Raw genomic sequence first — 22,022 nt, 5'->3', positions numbered from 1 at the left:
GACGTGGGCAGAGTCCTTGCCACCGGCGAGGCGTTCAGTCGTCCAGCACACCACAAGGTCGGAACGAAACCGCGTCGAACTGGATAAATGACAAGGTAAGTGCCTGTCTCACATGTCTGTGATCGACCTTGAGGGCCGAAGTCTTCGCGCGGGGGGGCCGAAGGAACACCGCAGCGTGAGCGGAGGGCCCTACGCGGTCCTTGTGGGGCCTTCGAGTGTGCGGTCCAGGGCGCGGCGCCGGTCGGGCAGTGGCGCTCCTGGGGCTGGGTTGGGGAGGTGGCGGGTGGGGGAGTAGCCCATGGCCGTTGCGATGGCGCGCCAGAGGCGGGCATCGATGGGACTGCCGTCGGCGGCGTGGTGGACCGAGAGGCAGTGGGCCGCGAGCTGGTCGCCGGCGCCTGCTGCAACGCGCCACCAGAAGACGGCGCCAGCGCGTCGCTGGGTGGAGTAGAGCAGGCAGGCGAAGGTCCTGGCTCCGGTGGCGTCGTAGTCGTGGGCGAATTTCACCAGGCGGTCCATGCGCCCGCACCGCAGGACCGCCTCGCACAGGTGCTGGAGTTGGCGGCGCAGCTCGTCGGGTCCGGGGGTCTCCCCGGGGAGTGGCCGGGGGCGCTGGCGGCGGGGCAGGGCCCGCTCGCACACCATCCGGTCCCGGGACGTCAGCAGGCCGCCCTTGCCACCCGTGGCCATCTTCCAGGTGCCGCACGACCACACCGCCACGTCCCCGACGGCGCCGACCGGGCGGCCGCGCCAGGTGGTGCCGTGGGCGTGGGAGCAGTCCTCTACCAGGGCGAGGTGGTGCCGGTCGCAGAACCGGCGGGCCGCGTCCAGGGGGACAGGGCGGCCCCAGGTGTGCGTGATGGTCAGGGCGGCGGTGCGCGGGGTGAGGCGTGCGGCGGCGTCACGCAGGTCGATCCCGCCGGTGGCCGGGTCGGTGTCGCACAGCACCGGGACCAGGCCCTGGGGAAGCATCGCGGTCACCGTGGCACGGAAGGAGTAGCTCGCTACCAGCACCTCGCTGCCCGGCTCCAGCTGCAGGGCGGCGTAGCCGGTCTCCAGCGCGCCGGTGCCCGAGTCGCACAGCATCACCGGCCGCCCCGGGGCGAGGACGTCGGCGGCGAGCTGCTCGCACTCGGCGATCTGCGGGTGGTCCCGGCCGGTCGCGGCCATGTCGCCCTCGTCCAGCAGCCACCGCACCTTCTCGACGGCGCCTTCGGACCACCACGGCCACAACACCTCCCGCTCCGTCGAGCCGATCGTGTCCGTACGGGTTTCGGTGGTGGGGTTCATCATCGCCATGGGCTCCTCGTCTCCTGCTCGGGCCACGCCGCCGGCCCGGGGCTCCTGGTCAGCAGGGGCCACGTCTGGGAAGCCGCCCACAGTGCCGCCCACCGCTGCTCAAACGGCCCCGTCGTCAGCTCGTCCAGGGCGGGGGCGTCGGTGCCCGGCTGCGGCACTCCAAGTGGCGGCAGCTCGTCCTCAACCTCGGCGACCGCGGCGTCCAGCAGGCAGCGCACGCCACTGGCCAGATTCCGGGCTGCCTCGGCGACCAGCGCCACGCGCTGGGGCCACGGGAAGAGGACGCCGAGTTCGCGGACCACGTCGGCGGGCTCGTCCGCGGTGTGCACCATGGTCAACAGCCGGTTCGGGGCCCCCGCGACATCCCGCAGGCTCGCCCCGGTCCGCCGGTGCGGGGCGTTGCTGCCCTTCAACGCGCTCAGCCGCACCGACGCTGACTCCCCGGTATCGTCGGCCCACAGCACCAGCAGCCCCGGGCCCAGGGCCACGAGCGCATCGAGCAGCCACAACCGCTCAATCGTCGCCCACCGGCACATGTACGCCCACAACGCCCGCACCCCGCACCGGTCCACCCGTACAAGCCGCGCGGCCACCGGACGGAACCCGGCCTCCTCGGTGGCGGCCAGCACCCGGCGCGCCGCACCAGCGGCGAAGGCGTCCGGCCGCACCCACATCACGGCGCCCCGCTCGGCGAACGCGTACGCCATCTCGGTGCCGAGCGCCGTCGTCAGCGTCGCCCACGCCTCCCGGGCATGCAGGTCCCGGGCGAAAACCTGATCCTTGCCGCGCAGGTGGGTCAACTGCTTCCAGGCGGGGCCCGCGAGATCGAGCGCACGGCCCACATCGGGCCGGGTGGTGCGTTCAGGCATCACAACCTCCTGGGTCGCTGCTCGGGTGGTGCGACGTCGGCTGCCGTGACCGTGGAGGGGGCCGCGGAGTGACCCAGGGCTCCGCCACCTTGCTCGTGCACCACCACGACAGTGGGAAGGCCCATGGCGACGGCGGCCAGGGCGAGGAAGGCCTTCGCCGGGTGCGCGGTATCGATGGCCTCACCGCGGGCGTGCCGGCCGCTCACCGGGCCGCCGCCGCGGCATGCCGCTCCTCGTCGGCGAGAGCCACGCCCAGGAGCTGCTGGAGTCCTCGCGCGGTCTCCTGGCACCACACGAGCGCGTCCTGCGGATGCGTCCTGGGGTCGGGCGGCTCGGTTCTCATCCGGCTGCGCATGTACTCCAGGCCGTACCCGACGAGCCCAGGCCTGCGGGGATCGGGGCGTAACCGGCGGTGGGCGGCCTCGGCGAGCGGCAGCATCATCTGCACATGCCCGACCAGCAGGGCGGCGGTGCGCTCCAGCGCATCGGCATCCAGGCGACCACCGACCGGCACGGGTCTGAGGGCCTCCGAGACCGTCCTGGTGACGGTGACCAGGTCGACCGCGAGCCCGACTCCGAGGTCTGAGAGGAGGACGGCGCGGTGCCCGGCCCAGGCCCATCCGGAAGCCGCGTCGGCGAGCACGCGACGACGAGCAAGATTCTGCGCAGTGAGACGCGGGGTGACACGGGCGGTCATGGCACACCTCTTCGTCTGGTCCGGTTGTCGCCATCGACAACGCGGTCAGTAACAGCGTGGCCACGCCAAAAGGCTCTGGCTTTCACACTTGGTGAAAGCCAGAGCCCATATGCCAACAGCAGCTTCCTACAGGGGCACGCCCACCCACGACGCGTAGCCGGTCAGCGTCTCCGGCGCACCCCGCGCCGCCCGCACCAGGCCGGTCAACGTCTCGCGCACCGAGGGGTGGTACTTCGTCTGCTGCGGCGCCGCCTTCCGCGCCTTGAGCAGCGAAGCCAGGGCCGCATCGTTCTTGCCCGTCCACATCTGCGCCCGGGCAGTGTCGATCCAGTGATGCGAGATCCGGTCCGAAGGGAACCCTTCGGGGAAGTGCACATCCCGGGCCAGCTGCAGCGCCCTGCCGTACTTGCCCAGCTCCACCTCGACGGCCGCAGCGTGGATGCTCACGTTCGTCGGACCGAACGACATCACGTGCCCTGCGTCAATGCCACCCTCGATCTCCCGCCCCACCTGTGTGGCCAGCCGGCGGGCCTCGGCCAGGTGCTCACGCGCCCGTACCTCGTTCCCATCCCGTGTCACCAGCATCGCCGCCCGCAGGTGCAAGTTGACCACCACGCACACCGCACCGGTGTCCCCGGCCGAGACCGCGGCATTGAGCTCACCGGCAGCCCGCACCACGATCCGATGGCCCACCTCATGGCGGCCGGTACTGAACGCGCGACGCGCCCGCATGTACCGGTACAGCCCCAGCAGGTTGCCATTCGCACACCGCTGCGCGGAGAACTCCATCCTCGCCAGCAGCAAGGCCGCGAGGTCCGTCAGCCCGAGTCCATAGGCGACCGCGTGCGCGGAGCGGTACACATGCGCCAGCAGCCGGTGGGCCTCCTCCGCCGCATGCCCGGAAGCGGTCGCGCTGATCTGCACGAGCTCGTTAATCAGCCCCGGGGCCAGAGAGGCCAGCCGGGCGAAATTGGCATCCCGGCGCGCCTGGACCAGCGCCATCACGTCGTCCTCGACCTCGACCAGAGGCCGCACGGGAAGCTCCTCCAGAGGCATGTCCCAGTTATCGAGAGCCGCCCGCAACTCCGACAACGGCCCGTCCAGCCTGTCGACGGTGTGCTCCCACGCGAACGGCTGACCGTTCAGCGCGGTCACCGGAACGTCCAGCGCGCGGCCGCAGGCCGCGATCAGCGAGGCGGATGCGGGCTTAAGCCCCGCCTCCACCTTCGTCAACAGGCTGTAGGAGACATGTGCCTTCGCTGCGAGACCCCGCTGGGTCAGGTGGTGCAACCTGCGGTACGAGGCAATCCGCGCCCCCGTGCCAATGTCCGTGGTTTCAGGCATAGTTGACTCCGTCCTGGTCGCGACAGCTAGAACGGTACCGGGCGCCTATCGCACCGGGATACGCATGCGGCTCGCCCCTCAGCAACAAGGGCGGGGCACTGGCTGCAGCGCCGCCGCGGCAACAGACGGTCAAGGTCACCACGGCCCGGCATACCGGGCAGCGCAGGGCGGCGGCCGGCCTGCACGTACTGGGCCTGCTGGTGGCGCTGGTGAGCCTGGGCGTGCTCTCCGCGTGGTTCATCATCGGCATCGTGATCGGCTGGCTGGTGGTCGGCGGGGCATCCGCGGGGACCGAGCCGAAGGGACGGCCCTAGCGGTGGTTTGTTGACGGCGGGTCAGGGCGGCGGTAGGCCGGTAGCAGAGGAACGTCGCCTTGCCTTCCGGGGGCTGTGATGACTCGTCGTCTGCCGTGTCCGCCTGCTCCGGGGCCGCTGGAGGCCTACGCCGCGCGCTTTGATGACCTGTTCTCCACGCTGGCACAACGCCGGGGTTTCCGCGAGTACCTCGCCGGGCTGCTGCTGCCGCGGGACCGGAACAAGACGCTGACCTGCCTGGCCGGTGCAGAGCCTGTCACCGGTGCCCAGCACCGGGCGGTGCAGCGGCTGCAGTTCTTCCTGTCGGAGTCGACCTGGGACCACGAGGCGGTCAACGCCCGGCGGGTTGAGCTGCTGCTCTCCGATCCGGCGACCGCCCCGCATCCGGGCGGGGTGCTGGTGATCGATGATTCGGGTGACCGCAAGGACGGCAGCGCGACCGCGCATGTGGGCAAGCAGTACCTGGGCTCGGTCGGGAAGATCGACTGCGGTGTGGTCACCGTGACGACCTGCTGGGCGGACGAACGCGTCTACTACCCGCTGCACGCGGTTCCCTATACCCCGGCTCACCACTTTCCGAAGGGGAAGAACGACCCGGGCTTCCGCACCAAGCTGAAGATCGCGGCCGGCCTGGCCGCCAGGGCCACGGAGGCCGGGCTGGCGTTCAGGGCGGTCGCCGCCGACTGTGCCTACGGCGATCAGGACAGCTTCCGTGCTGACCTGCACACCGCCGGCCTGCCGTTCGTGATGGCCCTCAAACCGCGCCACGGCACCTGGGCCTACGGAGCGGACGCACATACTCCCGTCGACGCAGCCCGCCTCCTGACGTGGGCGGGCCCGGACCATCCCGGGGACTGGTCGCTGATCGAGCGCACTTTCCGCGACGGGCACAGTGCCGCCTGGTGGGCTGCCGAGGCCCGGCTCGGATGGTGGGGCCCGGACGGGAACGTCCGCCTGGTCGTGGCCACCGCCGACCCGGCCGCCCTGCCCGAGAAAGCGACCTGGTACCTGGCCACCGACCTGCCCCGCCCCGGCGGACCACGCGCTGCCGACAGCCCTTACCCGCCCGCCGACCTTGCTGAGATCGTACGGATCTACGGGTTGCGGCACTGGATCGAGCAGAGCTACAAGCAGGTCAAGGACGAACTCGGCTGGGCCGACTTCCAGGTCCGTTCCGACACTGCCATCCGCCGCCACCAGACTCTGGTCAACACCGCTTTCTCGTTCTGCTGGGACACCTGGTTCGCCCCACCCCCACCGCCCGCGGAACAGGAACCGGCCCCGTCCGCGGACCACCCAGAGAGGGGGAACCTCAACGTCCCAGCAGCCCCAACCGGCCTGCTGGCCCCAGGCCGGTTGGGCCGTCCGTGGCTGGCTGACGCCCTGGACCACGCTGCAACGCTACTGGCGGGCATGGTCGACGAAGCCCCCGCCCACCGAACTCCAGGAACTGATCAATGCCGTCTCCACCGGCAGACCCCTCGATCTCTACTGCCCCGTCTAACAAACCACCGCTAGGGCACCGGCGATGAAGGTCGGCGGACGGGAGGTGCCTAGCCTGGTCCTGGGCATCGACGCCACGTTGGTGACCTGGCACTCCGAGAAGGAGGCAGCCGCACCCACCTATAAAGGCGGTCGGCTTCCATCCTCTGTGCGTTTCCTGGCGAACACCGGCGAGGGCATGTCCGGGCGGCTGCGGCCCGGCAACGTTGGCGCCAACACCGCCGCGGATCACATCGCGGTGCTGGACGACCCGCTCGCGCAGATCCCCGACGCCCACCGGCACCGTCACCCTCATTCGCACCGACAGCGTCGGATCCGCGAAATCCGTTTTCGCCCACCTCCGAGACCTGCGGGCACATGGGCTCCGTACCGTCTTCTCGGTCGGGTACGCGGTCACCGAACCGCTCCGTCGCACGTCCGGGCCCTGCCCAAGCAGGTCTGGCATCGCGCCCTGGACCAGGACGGGACGCTGCATGAGGCAGCCGAGCTGACCGGCGTGGTCGATCTGGACGCTGTCCGGACGGCACCCGCATCATCGTGCGCCGCGAGCGCCCACACCTCGGCGCCCAACTGTCCCTGTTGGACCAGGACGAGGGTCGGCGATCCACAAGAAGCCGTCGCGATCGCCAACCGCGCCCTGGACGAGGTCGGCCGCTTGCGCTCCCGGCGAGCGGCCCAGGATCAGGAGCTCCTCGACCTCGCGGTACGAGAGCGGGAACCGGTGGTACAGCCACACCGCGAGGCCGATCACCTCGGCCGGAAACCGGTACCCCCGGCACGGCGGAGCTGCAGCGGCGTCCACGAACAAGCCCTCCCCCGTCACATCCCAGCCAAGATCACCACACACCCCACGCTCAACCCGTCAATGCCCTGACGACGCATCGCCACCAGATACGACAAGACCCCCGAAGGCTACGTCGCCAGCCTCTGCCTCCGCGCCTCGATGATCTAGATCAACGACCTTCTGCAGACACTCAACTGATCGCGACTTCACACAAGCTCTAGAGAACCCCTACCGTTTCGGATCAATAGTGCCCCGGCGCGGCAGCGCTGGTACAGGGTTTCTGTCGGTTCAGGTACACCGGCAGGGACTCCAGACCCCGCAAGGAGAACGTCGGGCGACGTACTGGTGCACCGGCTAGATAGAGGTCGGGAAACGCGGTGATGAGCTCGCGGAGCGCGATCTGACCTTCCATCCGGGCTAGCGCCGACCCGAGGCAGAAATGGATTCCGCCGCCGAAGGAGAGGTGGTGGCGTGCATCACGGGTCACGTCGAGCAGATGAGGCCGAGTGAAGACACTGGGGTCACGGTTGGCCGCACCGGTCACGAGAATGATCTGATCGCCTGCTGACAACCGGTGTCCTCCCAGGTCGAGATCCTCGGTCACCACCCGCTGCAATTGTTGGACCGGGCTGTCGAAACGCAGGAGTTCGTCAATAGCAGTGTCGATGAGTCCCGGTGACTTTTTCAAGAGCACCATCTGATCGGGATGCCGCAGGAGGGCCAGAATGCCGTTTCCGATGAGGTTTGCCGTCGTCTCGTGGCCAGCGACGAGCAGCAGCCTGGCGAGATTGACGAGTTCAGCGGAGGTCAGACGGTCTGCTTCCGACTGCACCGACACGAGAGCGGAAAGCAGATCGCCACCGGGGTCTCTGCGGCGCAGCGCAAGCAGGTGTTCCAGATACGTGGTCAGGTCGCCTGCATCCGCGAGAATCTCGGCATCCTGCCCGGGCGAACGCAGCATTACTGGGTCGACGCCTCGTACGACCGAGCGGGACCAGCGGCCGAGGTCCGCCGCATCCGAATGCGGAGCACGGAGCAAGGTGCAGATCGTGTGGAGTGCGAGAGGGTAGGCTAGGGCGTCGATGATGTCGACGGGTTCATTCGCCGCAACTGCGTATTTCATACGGCCGATCAGTTTCCTAGTACTCTGTTCGACCGCACCTCGGAGTCTCTGCACCCTGCGTGCGGTGAACGCATGTGAGACGAGCGAACGCAACCGTGTGTGATCCGGCGGGTCCATGTTGAGGAGGTTTCGGTACCGGACCGCGCCGGAGGGCGGTTGGGCGACGGGGGCGTCAGCCCGATCCGCGGACATGGAGAGTTTCGGATGGCGGAGCAGCATGGTGATATCGGTGTGCGCGAAGGACAACCAGGTGGAGCCACCAGCTTTCAGGAGGGATCCCCGGGAGCGATATTCCTCATAATGTGGATACGGGTTGTCACGGGATGCGGGAGCCGCTGCTTCGGCGAAGAACTTCTCGGCAAGATTGGGCTTGTCCATAGGAGAACTGACTCCGTCGTTAGTCATTCGGGGGCGGTGAAGACGACAACGGCGTTCTGCCCACCGAAGCCGAACGATGTGGACACAGCGACATCGAGTGTGGCCATCCGCGTGGTACCGGCGACCACGTCTAACTCAAGCCCTTTGTCTTGTCGTTGGAGGTTCGCGGTGGGGGGAATGCACTGACGTTCGAGGGTGAGTACCGTGAGCGCCGCTTCGATGGCGCTGGATGCCCCGAGGGAGTGGCCGAGAACGCTCTTGGGGGCCGTCACCGGTGGCGGACTTCCGTCATGAACGCGTAGCAGGGTGAGTGCCTCGGCGGCATCGCCAGCCTGGGTCGAGGTGGCGTGGGCATTGATGTGTCCAACGTCGCGCGGAGCACAGCCGGCATCGGCCAGCGCCGCACGCAATGCGAGTTCGCCACCAGCCCCTTCGGGGTGGGGTGCTACCGGGTGGTAGGCATCCGCTGTGGCGGCGAAACCGCTCAGCAGTCCGCGTACGGGGGCCCCACGGCGGCGTGCGTAGTCATGGCGTTCCAGGACGAGGACAGCGGCGCCTTCGCCGAGCACGAAGCCGTCACGGTCGGTGTCGAAAGGACGGCAGGCCGAGGCGGGTTGATCGGTGCGCCGGGACAGAGCACGCATCTGCGAGAAGCAGGCCGTGGTCATCCTGGATCTGCCAGATTCGCTGCCGCCAGCGAGGACTACGTCGCAGCGGCGAGCCAGCAGCAGGTCGCGAGCTACGCCCAGCGCGGTGGCGCCAGAGGCGCAGGCGCTGGAGACGCAGAAGTTCGGCCCACGGGCACCCAGGTCGATGGCGACCTCACCGGCTGCCATGTTGGGGAGGCTGCGAGGCATGGCTTGCGGAGAGACCCTCTGAGGATGGCCCTGGCCAAGGCGCGTGAACTCTGTTATGTAGGTCTCGAGGCTGTTGCTGCCGACGCCGAGGATGACTCCGACTCGCTCGGCTCGCCACGTCCGCGGGTCCAGTTCTGCGTCGGCGACCGCCCGCCGGGCAGCGATCAGCGCGAGGTGAATGAACCGGTCCAGGCGCCGCGCGAGGCGTGGCCCGCACTCGGTCACCGGATCGAAGCCAGAGACTCGGCAGGAGATGTCGACCGGCAGACCGAGCAACTCTGGGTCCCGCTGCGCCAAGCTGCGGCCCGCACTCAGCGTTTCCCAGATTCCTTCCGCCGTAGTGCCGGCTGGACAGAGCAGGCCCAGCCCGGTGACGGCTACGTCGTCGTGTCGCAAGCCAGTTTTCCCTTTCCGTGCACTGTATTGGAGGCGTCGCCTGTGGTCTGCAGGAACGTCAGCAGATTGACAGCTTCCGCGATGGTGGACTCGGTTGTGATGCCGTCGACAAAAATATCGATGCGTTCCTGGACGAAAACGGAAACTTCCAGCAGCTCCAGGGAGTCCAGGCCCAGGTCGCTGAATGTATTGTCCGGGACCACCCTCTCGGGAGCGATCTTGAACTCTTCAACCAGGATGCTGGCGAGGAGATCGAACGAGCTACTGTTCATTGCGATTCCTTTCGCGGGCGTGTTGCGGGTCTGTTGTCCGCACGGAAAGTGATTCGGGATGGCGTACGTACCCATGACGGTAGGGGATTTCATGGACAGCCGTGGCGGCGCGGAGATTGGGGAGCCGTCGGAACAGCTCGGTTAGAGCGAGCCGGACCGTCACTCTGCCCAGCGCGGCACCCGTGCAGTAGTGCGGGCCGTGTCCGAACGACAGATGACTCGCCGGTGCCGGACGCCGCGGGTCAAGTACCTCCGGGCGCGGCCATGCGGCCGGGTCGAGGTTGGCGGACACCAGGTTGAATAGGACGATGTCGCCGCCGGCCACGCGCTGACCGCCAATCTCCATCGCCTCAGCAGCGAAGCGGTGGTTGCTGACCGGGAACGGCGCGGCTAGCCGCAGTACCTCCTCCACCGTGCGTGCGGCGTCCTGCTCCGATCCGAGCAGGTGTTCGCGGGCCTGCGGATTGAGCATCAGGAGCAGCGGGCCGGTGGTGAGCGCGGCAAGGGTTGAGTCCAGTGCACCGAAGACGGCGTTGGCGAGGAGTTCCAGGGCTTCCCCCCGACTCACCAGCGCACCGCTCGCAAGGCCCTGTACGGCGGACGTGGCAATGTTGTCTGAGGGGTGCCGTTCCGCGTGGTCCGCGATGTCGCCGAGGTGCCGGAACAGTTCGGTGCGGGCGGCGCTCATGTGCGGTGTGAGCGGGTGCGCCGCGCTGCTGAGCACCAGCATGAGTTCCATGACCCGTGGCCGCCGGTCCGCGGGGATGCCGACCAGGTCGCCGGTCAGTGTGGTGGCGACGGGCAGGGCGAAGTCGCCGACCAGATCGGCCTTCCCCTTGCCGGCCAGCAGATCGAGCACCGCGTGCACGACCTGCTGGATCTTGGGTGCACGCCGACGAACGGCGTCGGCGTTTAGATTCGGCGTGATGACCGACCGCAGACGCGCGTGCTCAGCTCCGTCACTGCCGAGCGGGCCGCGCAGCACGGTCTGCAGGTCCCCCGCGTACCGGGTACCGGGCATGCCGTGGTGGGGATCGCGCAGCGAGCGGGCATCGTTGACCAAGCGGTGATTGCGCAAACAGTCCCGGGCGACTGCATGATCCATCACCACCCACGCCGGATAGCCCCCCCACAGCGAACCACGCTGGACCGGACCACGCCGGCGCAGGGCCTCGTACAAATAGGGGGCCCGCGGCTCGGTGACGCAGGGCAGAAATCGGGGACGCGCGGTGTGATCGCCGGTGATCGGGCAACTCTTCACGACGTCACTGCCAAGGATCGTTGGAGCGCACGGGTTCCACTGGAACACGCAGTACGAAGCGCGGCAAGTTCCCGCTCCGGAAGGCGGTCGGAAGCGCCGCGTCGGCTCGCGTCGAGCACTGCGCACCCTCCCGCGAGCCAGTCCGGCCGGGCTGCCACCCCGGCAAATTCCGCAAGCCGACGTAGTTCTTCCTCGGGTCTGTCGACCAGATCCTCGTAAGCGATAACCAGCCGCTGCTCCTGCGCGATCGCCGCTAGGTCCCGCACTCCCCTGACAACCGTCTGCGACCACAGCTTCCCGAAGTCGACCAACGGAATTCGCCGCTCGGTGAGCAACTCCGGATCGAACGATTCCTCGAAGAACCATGCAAGGTCCGTCGGCAGTCCCCGCACATGCTGCGGAGTCATTTCGGAAAGTCGTGAGACACCGGCGTACGAAAAGATCTGACGCAGCAATACGACCGTTCGGAACGTCGGATGGCGACTCATCGACAGGGCACAGTCGGGCCCGCTGCGATAAAGGTGAACCACGCGGGCATCGGGGAAACACCGATGAAGCAGGGGCAGCCACGGCAGGGAGTAACCGCTGCGCTCAACTACCACACGTCGACCGAACTGCCGGCACAGCAAAACGAAGAGAGCACGGAACTGGCCGCTAGACGCGCGCTGCGGCCACCCCGAAACCACCGAGCAAAGCCTGTCGAACAGGAGATCCGGATCCTTGGTGAGATGCGGCAGCGTAGTCAGGCAAACTGCAGGGATACCGGTTGTGTGAGCGTCATAGCGTCGTCCGCGCCCTCGCGGATAGAGAATTTCCGGGGCAGCCACTCCGTTACGCAGCAGCCGGTTCCACAGGGTGTCACGGCTGGCCAGGAGTTGCCAGAATTCCTCACCGCTGAGCAGCGCGTCCGGAACCAACTCCATCTCGATCGAAGAAAACAACTCACTGAGGCTTATCACGTCAGGATGTAGACACATAATCTCGGAAAGAGCAGTCGACCCGTTCCGTCCAGTCCCCACGACAAAAACCGGACGGCGAATTTCAGATTCCCCGTTTCCCTCACTCGACACTCGCACGGAGTGCCGAGAATTCCGAATCATCGAATTATTTGGTACCATCATTGAACTCCTTTCAACGCACTGACCTGCAGGTCCGGAGGATGAAAGAGGCTATTGACTCTTCCGATCAGGACCGGATGGGGTGACGGGGCGGCCTGTGTGCACGGGCCTCTGCGCTTATTGCAAGGGCCCAACCTTCATGCCGCGCAAGGGGCTTGGCGGTCGCTATTGTGCCATCATCGACCTGTCACCCGACCTCGAATACGACTGGGTAGCGCAATATGCGCCTAAATGAGTGAACGGGTCGATGTTGTCAAGTTATTGGTGTGGCTGGTGGGGTGTGCTGCTGCCCAGCTGGCCAGTAAATGAACCTCTTTTCATCCTGCCTCGTGGGAGTGAAACGGCCTGGTCAGTGCGGGGCAGTGACGTGACAGAACCTCTTGTCGTTGGGGTGTTGATCTCACTCGACACCGGCCCCAAGAGGCTCTCGTGGCGAGGAATCTCTGCGCCGCGCCCACCGAGCGGAAGTTCTTCATGGCCTTCTCGCGTTGCCTCGTGGGCTGGTGGCTGTTCTCGCCCCGGTTGTTCAAGTACTTCGAGCTGCGTTGCTCGACGCTGGGCATGACCTGGCGGTGTCCGGCCCCGTAGGAGCGGAGTCTGTCCGTGACGATCACGCGGGGCACGCACTCGCAGTCCTTGAGGATCTTGCGGAAGAACCGCTTCACGGCACGGGCGTCGCGTTTGTCGGTCACGAGGGTGGCGGGACGTTGCCGTCCTGGTCCACCGCGCGCCACAGGTACCGCATGCGCCCGTTGACCTTGATGAACACCTCGTCAAGATGCCACTTGTCACCCGGCCGGGGCTGCCGGCGGCGCAGGCTCCTGGTGCAGACGGGGCCGAACGCGGCGCACCAGGACCGTGGTCACGGAACCAGCACAGCAAGAGCACCGCTTGACGGAACGGGCCCAGCGCCCGTGTCCCGCAACGGGTGCCGGTCGCACGCCGGTGTCTGACGAGCAGACGGGCGAGGTACTCGACCACGGGACGTGGGACATCGACCATGGCACGATGAGAGACCACGTGAAGCCTCCTGGGACCGGCAGGAACTGTCGCAAGTCCCGCCTACCAGGGGTTTCATGTGCTGCTCAGAGGTCACGCAGGCTGAGGGGCCCCGAGGTTTCCGGGCAGCAGCCCAATAGGGTTGATCTGTAAGGAAACGAGATGTAAGGAAAGTGGCACGTTCTGGTCCGTCCGTACACCCCGGAGTTCCGGGAGGAAGCCGTTCAGATGGTTCTCTCCGTGAACAAGCCGATTTCCCACACAGCCAGGGAGATCGGAGTCAATACTGGTGCCTGCGCACGTGGGTGCGCAGGCACCAGCGCGGGAGTGAGTCCCGCGCGGCGGATCTCGCTCTCGGTGAACGGGCGCTGAAAGAGCTCGAAACACTCGAAAGGGCGTTGTCATGTTGTTGGGGGTGGTTAGTGTTGAGAGTGTGTTTCTCTCGTTTTCGTCGGCCGGTGTCAGGCGGTCGCGGGGTAGCCGGTGGCCTGTTGCCAGGTACGGAGGCGGCGGGGCCGGAAGTGGGTGAGATCCCGGAGAAGGTGGACAGGAATCTATGGGCCGAGCCGGCGGACCGGAAGCGCGGCATCGCCTTCTCGCGCTGTCGCTTCGGCTGGTGGGAGTTCTCTCACCGATTGTTCAGGTACTCCGAGGTCCGGTGCTCGACGGAGGGCATCACCTCGCGGTGAGCGGGGCCGTAGAAGCGGAGCTTGTCGGTCACGATCACCCGGGGCATGTACCGGAGCCCCTTGAACAGGCGGCGGAAGAAGCACTTGGCGGCCCTGGCGTCCCGCTTGGGAGTCACGAGGATGTCCAGGACGTTGCCTTGCTGGTCCACCACCCGTCAGTGGTAGTACAGCACCCCGTTGACCTTGATGAAGACCTCGTCCATATGCCATTTATCACCCAGCCGGGGACGGCGTCGGCGCAGCCGGTTAGCGTGGACCTGCCCGAACTTGGCACACCAGCGTCGGATGGTTTCGTAGGAGACCGCTGCGCCACGCTCGAGCATCAGCTCCTCGATCTCGCGGAAGGAGAGCAGTAAGCGGAAGTACAGCCAGACGTAGTGGGAGATCATCTCCACCGGGTAGCGGTGTGACCCTTGTGCGACGGCGCTGCGGGCTCCACGGCCAGACCCTCCTGCCCCAGGACGATCAACACCAGGATCCCCCAACGGGGCTGAACAGCGTGACAATGCCAACGAGCAGGATAATTACTACTTTTGGGGCCCCGACAGACGTATAGCTGGAGGTTATTCAAACCCCCATGGATCATGAAGAGTTGAAGTTCCCGGAGATAGACCGACCAAGCCTCGCCGCCGTATGAACGCGCTGGTGGCATGACACTCGGCCGAGCGCACTGTTTGGCGGATCACCTCCCTGTCTCCGATTGCGAAAACAGTTTTGAATAGGCTTCCAGCTGTGGTTCGGGTTCCGCCGACGGAGGCGCTGACGTGGTGACCGCTCTTACCGGGGCGACAGGTTTTCTGGGTTCGCACCTGCTCGAACGCATTCTACGGAAACCGGGTGATGTAGTGGCCCTGGTCAGAGATGATGGTGCGGCTGGCTGGGCACGCGTGGAGACAGCTTTGTTGGCCACCGGTCACCCGCTACCTTCGGATCTGAGAAACCGTCTGAGGCTGGAATATGCGGACCTTCGTGCGCCACAGCTTGGTATGACACCAGAGCGGTATCAAGGACTGGCTGAGAGCCTGAGCGCGATGTGGCACTGCGCTGGAATGATCAGCCTCCTCGCTCCCAGGGAGGAGTTGCACCGGGTCAATGTCCGAGGGACCCGACACGTCCTCGAACTCGCGGCCGCCGCGCGAAGGTCGCCCAGAGTCATCCATGTCAGTACGGCTTTCGTGGCCGGTGCCCGGATGGACGGCGTTGTCCAGGAAGACAACCTCGATGACCAGTACGGATTTCTCACACCGTATGAGGAGTCGAAGTTCCGAGCGGAGTGCGAGGTCAGGCGCTGGGCGTGGCACCACGAGCGCCCGGTGCTCGTCATGCGGCCGAGTATCCTGCTCACCGACCGGCCGGTGCCGCCCGGTGGCCCCAGACACCCACACGCCGTCATCGGGGCGCGTCTGGCCATTCTCACCGACAGTGGGCGAACCCGACGGCTCGCTGGCGCCTCCCCGAACGGGACACTCACGGTCCGTCTTCCCCGCCGCCCAGGCTCGGGGAACAACTTCGTTCAAGTCGAATACGCAGCCGAGGCGATGACGCGTCTTGCGGACCGCGCTCCCACCCGGTTCGTGGAGACTTTTCACATCACCCACCCCCGCAACACGCCGTCTCAGGAGGTGGCCGATGCGCTGTGCCGTGTCTTCCCTTGGCTGCGTGTGGACGGGGACTGTCTCGGCCCGTGGATCGTCGGTGGCAATGCGGCAGGAGCCCGTCCGGCGGACAGATTCCTCTCCGTTCTCTTCGGTGGCACCACACGCTATTGCGGCGTCGGGCGGCACTACGACCGGACATGTGTGCGGGAGGCTCTGAAGGACGACGTGCCCGACCCGGTCCCCATCAGCCCGGACTACCTCGACGCTACCTTCAGGGCAGGACTCGTCTGACCCTCATATTGATCCAAACCGGCTGAGGTTCTGATTCGTTGATGGGCCTTGACCCCTGATCCTGGACACACGAGACACTGGATTCTGAGGATCTGAGGACGGACATCTCATGGTTATGAAGAACCATCCGCCGGAGTTCAAGGCGCACACGGTCGCGCTGTACCAGTCGCGGCCCGGAGCGACGATCAAGCAGATGGCCGCCGGTCTGGGGATCAATCCCGAGACGCTGCGCAACTGGATCCGGAGGGTCGGCGCGAGCCGCCCCGAGGACACGGGGCGGAAGCGCCGGCGCTGCTGGAGGCGGAGAACGCCGCTCTGCGCAAGAAGGTCCGGGAGCTGGAGGAGGAACGCGAGATCCTCCGGAAAGCGGCGAAGTATCTCGCCGGGGAGACGCGCTGGTGAACCGCTTCCAGTTCGTCGCCGACCACCAGCGCCGCCACGACGTGAAGCGGCTGTGCACCATCCTCGGCATCGCCCGTTCCGACTTCTACTACTGACTTTGTCTGTGTGTCGTCGTGGGGGCTGACGTGTGGTGATCGTTGCGGTATGTCGTTGGGATGAGATATACGCAAGGTGGTAGGCTGACTGCCGAGCGACAGGCTCTCCGTGAGCGGATCTGTCTCAAGGGGCAGGGTTGTTCACCGAGGGAGAGCCGAACGCGGTGATCGCCAAGGCTCTTCGGGTGAGTGTGCGTTCGGCCCAGCGATGGCGGAAGGCCTAGTACTCCAGTTGCAGTTCGCTATTTCTGCTGGTCTGGGGCCTGTTTCCGAGTGTAGCGAGCTGACTTGCCGTCATGTGGCGGGAGTTGGTGATCCGTGGTGCGGCGCCTGTAGTGGCAGCGCATGGCGATGGCCTGGTGCCGACGGCGCCAGCCGGGACCATCTCAGTGCCTGATGGGTGCAATGAGGGCGGCGGTGTCCTGCGCCGGGGCGGCAAGCTGCCATGAGCCGTCTGATTTCTGCCAGGCTGAGCGGGGCGGGGAAAGATCCGTTTCTGCGGCCCCCCTTTCCCTTCCGGCCCGGGCGGTCATGGCAGCGAGGAAGGCGTGGGCGAGCATGGCCAGGGTGATGTGCGAGCGGGCCGGCGTCCCTGCCTGTGCTCGGCGACCGCCTGTTCGCGGTGCTGGAGGAGGAGCTCGAGAAGGGGGCGGTCGAGCACGGCTGGGAGGACCAGAGGTGGACCTTGTCACGGATCAGGACGCTGACCGGCCGCCGGTTCCACAAGAGCATGACACACTCTCCGGTACCGCACAGATGCTCAACCGGCACGGCTGGAGTCATCAGGTGCCCGCCCGGCGGGCCCTGGAGCGTGACGAGGAGGCTGTCGCCGGGTGGGTGAAGGAGACGTGGCCGCAGGTGGAAGCACCGCGGCGGCGCTCGGGGCCTGGATCGTCTTCGAGGACGAGGCGGGTTTCCCGATGACGCCGCCCACCGCCCGAACCTGGGCCCGACGCGGTCGCACCCCCGTCATCCGGATCAGGGGCCGCACCACCCGCTGCCTGTCTATCGCCGCCCTGGCCTGCTATCGGCCCGGTGAGCGGCCCCGCCTGATCTACCGCCCCCGCTTTCACGGCCGCGGCCGCAAAGACACCCGCAAGAGTTTCGCCCGGACCGACTACCGCGACCTGCTGACCGCCGCCCACCACCAGCTCGGCGCCCCCATCGTCCTGGTATGGGACAACCTCGGCACCCATCTGTGTGCCCGCGTGCGCGACTTCGCCGCCAGCCAGGAGTGGCTCACCGTGTTCCAGTTACCTGCCTATGCACCCGGCTTCAACCCGGTCGAGGGCATCTGGTCCCTGCTCCGGCGCGGCTTCACCGCGAATACCGCCTTCACCACTCCCGAAGACCTCACTCGCACCGTCCGGCATGGTCTTCGCACCATCCAGTACCGCCCCGACGTCGTCCAAGGCTGCCTCACCGGAACAGGCCTCACCATCCGCGGCGAATAGCCCACCACGACAACACACAGTGCAACCGCCGGATCTCGGCCCAGTCCTCCACGCTGATCACCCACCCTCCCGGTCTGACTCAACGAGCCAGACCACCGAAGGGGGTTAATTCTTCTCAAGTGCCGAGCGCGGCTCATCTCGGGGGCACGGCAAGCTGCAACGAGCCGCCAATTACCTTGTGGGTCATGCCGGAGCGTCGGCGCCGAGCCTGGCAGCAACCCAACCCGGGCCGCAGCTCGGCTATCACAGTTACCTTTTTCGTGGCTCCGCAATGGGGCCACCGGCCTTCGGGTCCGGCATGACTTCCCCCCTATCGTCCCGAGTCTGGCCGCTTCGCTGACAGCGGTGCTTGACCAGCGGAAACTGCTGGCCGGGCGGATCGAAGAACTGCTGGAGGATCACCCTCTTTCGAAGGTCCTGACGTCGATGCCGGGAGTTGGCGTCAGGACCGGAGCCAGGATCCTGATCGAGATCGGTGACGGCAGCACCTTCCCGACCGCCGGCCACCTCGCGGCCTACGCCGGTCTCGCCCCAGCAACCCGGAGCTCGGGCTCGTCGATCCGCGGCGAACAGCCTTCCCGAAGAGGAAACAAGCAGCTCAAACGGGCCTTCTTCCTCTCCGCATTCGCCGCCCTGGGCGACCCGACATCCCGGGCCTACTACGACAAGAAGATCGCCCAGGGCAAGCACCACACCCAGGCTCTGCTCTGCCTCGCCAGGCGCCGGGCCGACGTCCTCTTCGCGATGCTCCGCGACGGAACCTTCTACGAATCGCGGCCGGCAGCCGCGGTCACATGACCAGCGGATCAGCCAGGAGGACGACCTGATCGAGCTCGATATCGAAGCCGAGTACGGGATGGCCGTAGTCACCTTCCGGATCCATCAGGACCTGCTTGCCCAAGCGTCGCCCGATCTCCCGCAAGAAGCCGCAGAACACATCAAGTCGCTCCTGGCCCTGCAACTCCCGCAGGTCAACGTCGAAGTCGATGACCTCGTCATCAAGGAACCGGAAGATCGCCAACATGTCGGCAGTCGGCCAGACCCGCAGGTTGGGGCACTCCGCGTCCGCCGGGCGGGACAGCACTGTCTCCGCCCGAGGCACCTGCAGCACCGTCTCGCCTTCGGAGTACTGGCACTTCAGCCCCTCGCTTCGACAAGATCGAGGTCCGCCTGCCAGTCCTCCACCGAACAATCCGGGACACGCACGTCCGGCAACGACCCCATCAGGTCTGGGTCGAAAAAACAGCTCACGTCATCCCACAGCAGATCAGCCACACCGTCATGCTGCCTGGCTCCCCGAGCCGACGCAGCCCCGTTTCCCTTGACCAAAGAGATAGGGGCACCCCCCGCCGGCCCGTTGGAACCGGAGAGTGCAAAAGCCGTGGTGGCGGCGCCCGAAGCGATGTGACTGCCGGTGCTCCCGCCGCCGAGCTCGTCCGAGGAGAACCTTCCGCTCCAGGCCGTTGCTGGCAAGACCGTCACCGTGGTTATCGAGGAGACCTGCTTCCGCGTTCTCGACGGCGAGGTCGAATATCTCCACCCACCCCCGCAAGGGCGGCCCCGTCACCGCTACATCGCCGACTCCCACTGACCGTCAACCATCACCTGGAACCGTCAAACATCCCGCGAGACACCGTAAAGCAAGTCCCAGGACCAAAACGTCAAGCATCTCCCCGGACCTCACACAGCGGGGCGAACTCCTGGCCGCCTACGGGGAGATCAATACGGCCACTGACATCCCGCCATGCCTGGCGCCACCGCTCGACCGAACGCACACTCACCCGCAGGTCCTTCGCGATGGCCGTGTTCTTCTCGCCCTGCACGAAGCCCTCCGCTGCCAGCATGCGTATCCGTTCCCGGGCAGCTTGTTTCCTGGGGCTTGAGCCCTCCCCCTTGCGCGTATCGCATACCAACGGAATACCGCAACGACCTTCCAACGTCACCCCCAACAACCCAACGGAAAGGTCAGTAGCCCCTGCCCCTCAGCCGCCTGCGCACTGCCAGGGCCTGGCGCCACAGCCCTTACTACGTGACGCTGTCGGGGATCTTGGTCGAGCGCCGTTCTGGGAGATCACCGAGCTGAAGGGACCGTCCCCGAAGGGGTGCTGGACTCGGCGGTCGGTCTCCCCGGTATAGGGCAAGGTGGACGATCACCTCAGCCTGCGGGGTGGGTGGCGACGCGCCAGGACCGGGGCCGGGGGATGTGCTGCCAGTCCAGGAAGCCCTGGAGAGCGGTTGGGTTCCGGGGTTGCCTGGCGGGTGCCGGTGGCAGGTGGACGCCGATGCGTTCGAGGTTGACCGCGATAGCGGTCAAGACGTGCTGGACGTGGGCCTTCTCTTCGCTGCGGTAGCGGCACTGGCGCATGCCGTGGCCGTTGACGAACTCGCTGATCGTGCTCTCGATGGCGGCCCGCAGCGAGTAGCGCGAGAGCCATTCCTGGGTCTGCTGTTCGGTCCGGGATTCGGACTGGATGTCGTAGAGCTCGCGCGGCAGGAAGGAGACCTTGCGGGCGTCGGTGCGGGTGCAGGCGCTCTTCACCGGGCACTGGCGGCAGTCGTCCGGGGCGAACTCGACGTTGACGTAGGGGGCGAGGGAGGGCGGTGTCGACCACCGGCGGCTGACTTTCCCCTGCGGGCAGGCAGGGAGCAAACCGCGTGGCAGAGACCAAGAAGCCAGCGCTGGAGCTGATGCCCAACCCCAACGGCGAGGAACTTACCACCCGACAGAACCTCCAGGACTTCGTCAGAATATTTCTTTTGGGTGCATCGTGGCGATGTGTCTGGTTCTTTTGGATCCTCTGGATCCTCGTGGGCAAGCGCCATTCCTGCGGCGAGTACCGCAGTGCGGCTTGATATCTGCCCGCCCGCAGCGGAGGCGGGCAGATACTGCTGTGTTTTTTGGACGCTCAGTTGGGGAGGGTGATGACGAGTTGGCCGCCGAGCCTCATGGACTGCAGGCCGCCCACTTTGGCGCAGTCGGTGATATTGATCACGGACCGCGCGGGGTCGCCAATCGTGGTCCAGGTAGCGCCCTTGTAGCGGCCGTCAGTGATACCTCCGCTGATCGGGTTCTGGATCTCGAGCAGGTCGCTGATAGGGCTCATCTGCCAGGTAAAGGTGGAGGTCAGTTCGCCTGCCGTGGCTTGCCAGCTGGTGCGCTGCACAGCACCTGGCTTGTCGCGGAAGGTGCCTTGTGTGCAGGTGACTTGGTTCCCTACCCCTTCGGAGACGAAGGTAGCGCTGGTGGCTGTCGGGTCTCCGGTGCAGTTCCACAGCGCGCCGGTAGCTTTCCGGGTCACGTTGTCTTGCGGAGTGGTGCTGATTCCTGGGCTGAAGGTGGTAGTGGAGGTGCCGTCGCAGGTGATGATCTGGGGTGCTTGTGCGGCGGCGTCGTAGGTGAGGACTCCGACGAGGAGTGTGCTAGCCGCGACGGTTGCGGGGAGACGCCGGGGAATTCTCATGTGCCATCTCCTTCTGCGTGATTGGAACCACTGAGGGAAATCGCCGCGCCACTGACGATCAGGATGGCGAGGACGCATAGGGGGGACGGCTGGGGGGGGCAGCAGCCCGGCGGCAGAGGGAAATCAGGAGAGGAGTAAGGGTGCGGCTGAGGAGCCATGCGTGCTGATATACAGACTTATGCCAGCCAGGAGATCAGTCCAGGGCGAGAGGTTGGGACAGAAGTGATGGCAGAAGACCACGCCGGAAGCACTCATGCAGAGATGAAAGTCATACCAGGCCAGTTGGAATATGAAACGCAGCGGCGCTGAACGAGTGACATCTTCTGGGGCAGATGGAATTTTCCCGGCATGCATTCCGCTCCGCAGGTTACCTACGCGTCTCACGACGTTAACCCCCAAGGGGGCACGCTGCAATAACACGAAGAGAAATCGCATTATCGCCCCACGGAAAGGGACGGGCTGCGACTCACGGTTTCGACCGTTCATTCGGTCAGATTCCCCTGTGTGCGAATTCTCGCACGCTGGGCCCTGTCCGAGCCGGTCTTCACTGCTGTGCGACATCCGGTGCGTTCCCCTAATGAGACAGGCTTCAGGGGATGAGACCGGCAATACAGACTACCGGCGAGACACGCCGGTCACGGTGGTGCACCGGCGCCCCGGGGTCCGCATCTCGTCACTGGAATGATTTGGGACCAAACAGACTTCACTAATGAAAACGACCTCTGAGCTTGTCTTTTAACCGATTCGCCGGGGCTTGGTGCCGACTTTGTGGTGGGTGGGCCGTTGGAACGGTTGGCCGGTGGCGAGGACTCTGCCCA

19 protein-coding genes and 8 pseudogenes are annotated in these 22,022 nt (G+C 66.3%); 9 read left to right on the top strand and 18 right to left on the bottom strand.

Annotated features, from left to right (window positions below; translation table 11 throughout):
• Window positions 1–189: 189 nt before the first annotated feature.
• The 5 genes from ACZ53N_RS33295 to ACZ53N_RS33275 all read right to left on the bottom strand — a co-directional run bounded on the left by ACZ53N_RS33295 (window position 190) and on the right by ACZ53N_RS33275 (window position 4,209).
• The gene (locus ACZ53N_RS33295) at window positions 190–1,299 is read right to left on the bottom strand and encodes a DegT/DnrJ/EryC1/StrS family aminotransferase (RefSeq protein WP_469144531.1); all 1,110 of its coding nucleotides are present in this window, start codon (window positions 1,297–1,299) and stop codon (window positions 190–192) included.
• Entirely contained in the window at window positions 1,290–2,168 is an 879-nt protein-coding gene (locus ACZ53N_RS33290) for a hypothetical protein (RefSeq protein ID WP_469144530.1), read from the bottom strand. The genes ACZ53N_RS33295 and ACZ53N_RS33290 overlap by 10 nt, the downstream gene beginning before the upstream one ends.
• Complete coding sequence (locus ACZ53N_RS33285) at window positions 2,168–2,374, bottom strand: hypothetical protein (RefSeq protein WP_466790232.1); 207 nt, start codon at window positions 2,372–2,374, stop codon at window positions 2,168–2,170. Before ACZ53N_RS33285 ends, ACZ53N_RS33290 begins: the two co-directional genes overlap by 1 nt.
• Window positions 2,371–2,865 carry a hypothetical protein gene (locus ACZ53N_RS33280; protein ID WP_469144529.1) on the bottom strand — a complete coding sequence of 165 codons (495 nt, stop codon included), beginning with the start codon at window positions 2,863–2,865 and terminating at the stop codon, window positions 2,371–2,373. The genes ACZ53N_RS33285 and ACZ53N_RS33280 overlap by 4 nt, the downstream gene beginning before the upstream one ends.
• Window positions 2,866–2,991: 126 nt before the next feature.
• Window positions 2,992–4,209, bottom strand: coding sequence for a helix-turn-helix domain-containing protein (locus tag ACZ53N_RS33275; RefSeq protein WP_469144528.1), 1,218 nt, complete (start codon window positions 4,207–4,209; stop codon window positions 2,992–2,994).
• Window positions 4,210–4,601: 392 nt separating this feature from the next.
• Between ACZ53N_RS33275 and ACZ53N_RS33270 the strand changes: the two genes are divergently transcribed.
• Window positions 4,602–6,041, top strand: coding sequence for an IS701 family transposase (locus tag ACZ53N_RS33270; protein ID WP_469144527.1), 1,440 nt, complete (start codon window positions 4,602–4,604; stop codon window positions 6,039–6,041).
• A 667-nt stretch (window positions 6,042–6,708) separates the two neighbouring features.
• Here the strand turns inward: ACZ53N_RS33270 and ACZ53N_RS33265 are convergent.
• The 8 genes and pseudogenes from ACZ53N_RS33265 to ACZ53N_RS33230 all read right to left on the bottom strand — a co-directional run.
• Window positions 6,709–6,828: pseudogene (locus tag ACZ53N_RS33265) on the bottom strand (IS6 family transposase); the annotation flags it as partial.
• A gap of 223 nt (window positions 6,829–7,051) precedes the next feature.
• Window positions 7,052–8,311 carry a cytochrome P450 gene (locus tag ACZ53N_RS33260; RefSeq protein ID WP_469144526.1) on the bottom strand — a complete coding sequence of 420 codons (1,260 nt, stop codon included), beginning with the start codon at window positions 8,309–8,311 and terminating at the stop codon, window positions 7,052–7,054.
• Window positions 8,312–8,334: 23 nt separating this feature from the next.
• Window positions 8,335–9,564, bottom strand: coding sequence for a beta-ketoacyl-[acyl-carrier-protein] synthase family protein (locus tag ACZ53N_RS33255; RefSeq protein ID WP_469144525.1), 1,230 nt, complete (start codon window positions 9,562–9,564; stop codon window positions 8,335–8,337).
• Window positions 9,546–9,836 (bottom strand): acyl carrier protein, encoded by a 291-nt coding sequence (locus tag ACZ53N_RS33250; RefSeq protein ID WP_469144524.1) that lies wholly within the window; start codon window positions 9,834–9,836, stop codon window positions 9,546–9,548. The genes ACZ53N_RS33255 and ACZ53N_RS33250 overlap by 19 nt, the downstream gene beginning before the upstream one ends.
• A complete protein-coding gene (locus tag ACZ53N_RS33245) occupies window positions 9,826–11,145 on the bottom strand; it encodes a cytochrome P450 (RefSeq protein WP_469144523.1) in 1,320 nt (439 codons plus the stop codon). Before ACZ53N_RS33245 ends, ACZ53N_RS33250 begins: the two co-directional genes overlap by 11 nt.
• Window positions 11,094–12,197: a sulfotransferase family protein gene (locus ACZ53N_RS33240; protein ID WP_469144533.1), complete on the bottom strand. Its 1,104-nt coding sequence runs from the start codon at window positions 12,195–12,197 to the stop codon at window positions 11,094–11,096. Before ACZ53N_RS33240 ends, ACZ53N_RS33245 begins: the two co-directional genes overlap by 52 nt.
• Window positions 12,198–12,646: 449 nt before the next feature.
• Window positions 12,647–13,074, bottom strand: a pseudogene (locus ACZ53N_RS33235) (IS6 family transposase); the annotation flags it as partial.
• 601 nt (window positions 13,075–13,675) lie between these two features.
• Window positions 13,676–14,342, bottom strand: a pseudogene (locus ACZ53N_RS33230) (IS6 family transposase).
• Window positions 14,343–14,667: 325 nt separating this feature from the next.
• Between ACZ53N_RS33230 and ACZ53N_RS33225 the strand changes: the two are divergent.
• The 3 genes and pseudogenes from ACZ53N_RS33225 to ACZ53N_RS33215 all read left to right on the top strand — a co-directional run bounded on the left by ACZ53N_RS33225 (window position 14,668) and on the right by ACZ53N_RS33215 (window position 16,513).
• Window positions 14,668–15,792 (top strand): SDR family oxidoreductase, encoded by a 1,125-nt coding sequence (locus ACZ53N_RS33225; protein WP_469144522.1) that lies wholly within the window; start codon window positions 14,668–14,670, stop codon window positions 15,790–15,792.
• 109 nt (window positions 15,793–15,901) lie between these two features.
• Window positions 15,902–16,033 (top strand): annotated as a pseudogene (locus ACZ53N_RS33220) (transposase); the annotation flags it as partial.
• A 420-nt stretch (window positions 16,034–16,453) separates the two neighbouring features.
• Window positions 16,454–16,513, top strand: a complete 60-nt coding sequence (locus ACZ53N_RS33215) for a hypothetical protein (protein ID WP_469144532.1) — start codon at window positions 16,454–16,456, stop codon at window positions 16,511–16,513.
• Window positions 16,514–16,675: 162 nt separating this feature from the next.
• On the opposite strand, the pseudogene ACZ53N_RS33210 reads toward ACZ53N_RS33215, so the two are convergent.
• Window positions 16,676–16,864, bottom strand: a pseudogene (locus ACZ53N_RS33210) (IS701 family transposase); the annotation flags it as partial.
• On the opposite strand from ACZ53N_RS33210, the gene ACZ53N_RS33205 reads away from it, so the two are divergent.
• The 3 genes and pseudogenes from ACZ53N_RS33205 to ACZ53N_RS33195 all read left to right on the top strand — a co-directional run.
• A complete protein-coding gene (locus tag ACZ53N_RS33205; RefSeq protein ID WP_469144521.1) occupies window positions 16,821–17,213 on the top strand; it encodes a helix-turn-helix domain-containing protein in 393 nt (130 codons plus the stop codon). The pseudogene ACZ53N_RS33210 and the gene ACZ53N_RS33205 overlap by 44 nt on opposite strands.
• On the top strand, window positions 17,138–17,743 hold the full coding sequence (locus ACZ53N_RS33200; RefSeq protein ID WP_469144520.1) for a transposase: 606 nt from the start codon (window positions 17,138–17,140) through the stop codon (window positions 17,741–17,743). Before ACZ53N_RS33205 ends, ACZ53N_RS33200 begins: the two co-directional genes overlap by 76 nt.
• A gap of 312 nt (window positions 17,744–18,055) precedes the next feature.
• Window positions 18,056–18,541 (top strand): annotated as a pseudogene (locus ACZ53N_RS33195) (transposase); the annotation flags it as partial.
• On the opposite strand, the pseudogene ACZ53N_RS33190 reads toward ACZ53N_RS33195, so the two are convergent.
• Window positions 18,534–19,018: pseudogene (locus ACZ53N_RS33190) on the bottom strand (hypothetical protein). The pseudogenes ACZ53N_RS33195 and ACZ53N_RS33190 overlap by 8 nt on opposite strands.
• Window positions 19,019–19,157: 139 nt before the next feature.
• On the opposite strand from ACZ53N_RS33190, the gene ACZ53N_RS33185 reads away from it, so the two are divergent.
• Complete coding sequence (locus tag ACZ53N_RS33185; protein ID WP_469144519.1) at window positions 19,158–19,334, top strand: hypothetical protein; 177 nt, start codon at window positions 19,158–19,160, stop codon at window positions 19,332–19,334.
• Window positions 19,335–19,479: 145 nt separating this feature from the next.
• On the opposite strand, the pseudogene ACZ53N_RS33180 reads toward ACZ53N_RS33185, so the two are convergent.
• Window positions 19,480–19,651: pseudogene (locus ACZ53N_RS33180) on the bottom strand (helix-turn-helix domain-containing protein); the annotation flags it as partial.
• 247 nt (window positions 19,652–19,898) lie between these two features.
• Complete coding sequence (locus ACZ53N_RS33175; protein ID WP_469144518.1) at window positions 19,899–20,393, bottom strand: transposase; 495 nt, start codon at window positions 20,391–20,393, stop codon at window positions 19,899–19,901.
• Between the two features lie 5 nt (window positions 20,394–20,398).
• Here ACZ53N_RS33175 and ACZ53N_RS33170 point away from each other — a divergent pair, with 5 nt between their 5' ends.
• The gene (locus tag ACZ53N_RS33170) at window positions 20,399–20,596 is read left to right on the top strand and encodes a hypothetical protein (RefSeq protein WP_469144517.1); all 198 of its coding nucleotides are present in this window, start codon (window positions 20,399–20,401) and stop codon (window positions 20,594–20,596) included.
• A 53-nt stretch (window positions 20,597–20,649) separates the two neighbouring features.
• Here the strand turns inward: ACZ53N_RS33170 and ACZ53N_RS33165 are convergent, their stop codons facing one another.
• Window positions 20,650–21,204, bottom strand: a complete 555-nt coding sequence (locus ACZ53N_RS33165) for a hypothetical protein (RefSeq protein ID WP_469144516.1) — start codon at window positions 21,202–21,204, stop codon at window positions 20,650–20,652.
• Window positions 21,205–22,022: the final 818 nt, after the last annotated feature.

The organism is Streptomyces sp. NPDC033229 (genome assembly GCF_055576875.1).
The sequence above is the reverse complement of the archived record's forward strand: the minus strand, read 5'-3'. Positions and strand labels throughout refer to the sequence as shown.